At 75.3% G+C, this 1783-nt stretch carries 1 protein-coding gene and 2 pseudogenes; 1 reads left to right on the forward strand and 2 read right to left on the reverse strand.

Translation table 11 applies throughout. The features are described 5' to 3' along the window. Together DLJ47_RS33875 and accB are read right to left on the reverse strand one after the other, a co-directional pair. The coding region (locus DLJ47_RS33875; protein WP_109906267.1) for an acetyl-CoA carboxylase biotin carboxylase subunit at positions 1-1403 on the reverse strand (1403 nt) is incomplete at its 3' end. A gap of 10 nt (positions 1404-1413) precedes the next feature. After that, positions 1414-1713, reverse strand: a pseudogene (gene accB, locus DLJ47_RS33880) (acetyl-CoA carboxylase biotin carboxyl carrier protein); the annotation flags it as partial. Between accB and DLJ47_RS38010 the strand changes: the two are divergent. Beyond that, positions 1660-1783, forward strand: a pseudogene (locus tag DLJ47_RS38010) (hypothetical protein); the annotation flags it as partial. The pseudogenes accB and DLJ47_RS38010 sit on opposite strands and share 54 nt — an antisense overlap.

Genomic DNA, 1783 nt, shown 5'->3' on the forward strand with positions numbered 1-1783 from the left:
GTGTATAAGCGACAGGACGGCGACCCGGACGGCGCGGCCGGTCGGACCGGGTCCCGGGCGGCGAGCAGCCGGTCGACCAGGCCGGTCGAGTAGCGCCCCTTGCGGAATCCGGGATCGTCGAGCACCCGGCGGACGAACGGGATGGTGGTGCGCACCCCCGGCCCGGCGATGTCGAACTCGTCGAGGGCCCGCTCCAGCCGGTTCAGGGCGAGATCCCGGTCGGGCGCCCAGACGGCCACCTTGGCCAGCAGCGAGTCGTAGTACGGGCCGACGACGTAGCCGGGATGGCCGTGGGTGTCGACCCGGGTGAACGGGCCGCCGGGCGGGACGAACCGCTCCAGCCGGCCGGGGGTCGGGGCGAAGTCGCGGTCCGGGTCCTCCACGTTGACCCGGCACTCGACCGCCACCCCGTGCGGGCGGACGTCCTGCTGTCGCAGCCGCAGCGGCACCCCGGCGGCGATGTGCAACTGCTCGTGCACCAGGTCGATCCCGGTGATCATCTCGGTGACCGGGTGCTCCACCTGGATCCGGCAGTTGATCTCCAGGAAGTGGAACCGCTCGTCCGCGTCGACCAGGAACTCGACCGTGCCGGCGCCGGTGAAGCCGACGTCGAGGGCGCCGTGCAGGGCGGCCGCCGCGATCGCCTCCAGGGTGGCCGTGGAGAGCGCCGGCGCCGGTGCCTCCTCGACCAGCTTCTGGTGCCGGCGCTGCACCGAGCAGTCCCGGGTGCCCAGGTGCACGCCGTTGCCGTGCTGGTCGCAGAGCACCTGGACCTCGACGTGCCGGGCGTCGGTGAGGTACCGCTCGACGTACACCCGGTCGTCGCCGAAGACCGCCTGCGCCGCCGCCCTGGTGCGCGCGTAGGCCCGGGGCAGGTCCGCCGGGGTGCGGACCACGGTCATGCCCCGCCCGCCGCCGCCGGCGGCCGCCTTGACGATCACCGGGTAGCCGACCTCGGCGGCCACCGCCACCGCCGCCGCGGCCGTCGGCACCGGCCGGACGCTGCCCGGCGGCAGCGGCAGCCCGGCCCGGCGCATCAGCGCCCGGGCGGAGGACTTGTCGGCCAGCTCGGCCATCACCCGCGGCGGCGGGCCGATGAAGGTCAGTCCGTTCTGCTCGCAGATCTCGGCGAAGTCGGCGTCCTCGGAGAGGAACCCGTAGCCCGGGTGCACCGCCTGCGCACCGACCTGCCGGGCCGCCTCGACGATCGCCGCGGCGTTGAGGTAGCTGCGCCGGCTCTGCGCCGGCCCGATCCGGACCGCCTCGTCGGCGAGTCGGACCGGCGTCGAGTCGGCGTCCGCGCTGGAGTAGACCACCGCGGTGCGCACCCCCAGTTCGCGGCAGGCCCGCAGCACCCGCAGGGCGATCTCGCCCCGGTTGGCGATCAGCACCTTCTCGAACATCGCCACCACCTCAGGCCGGTTCCAGGGCGACCAGCGGCTGGTCGTACTCCACCGGCTGGCCGTCCTCGGCCAGCACCTCGACCACCCGCCCGGCCCGGTCCGCGGTCACCTCGTTCATCAGCTTCATCGCCTCGACGATGCCGACCACCTGGCCCGGCCGGACCAGGTCGCCGACGGCGACGAACGGCGCGGCGCCGGGTTCCGGGGCGCGGTAGAAGGTGCCCACGATCGGCGAGCGCACCGTGCTCCGGGCCGGCCCGTCCCCGCCGGCGGCCGGCGGTCCGGCCGGGGTGGTGGGTGTGGCCGCCGGCACGCGGTCTACTCGGTGATCAGCCCCGAGGGCTGCGCGGCGATCCTCTGGCCCGACCGCGGGGCGGCCC

This window comes from Micromonospora sp. S4605 (assembly GCF_003176715.1).
GTDB lineage: Bacteria > Actinomycetota > Actinomycetes > Mycobacteriales > Micromonosporaceae > Micromonospora > Micromonospora echinaurantiaca.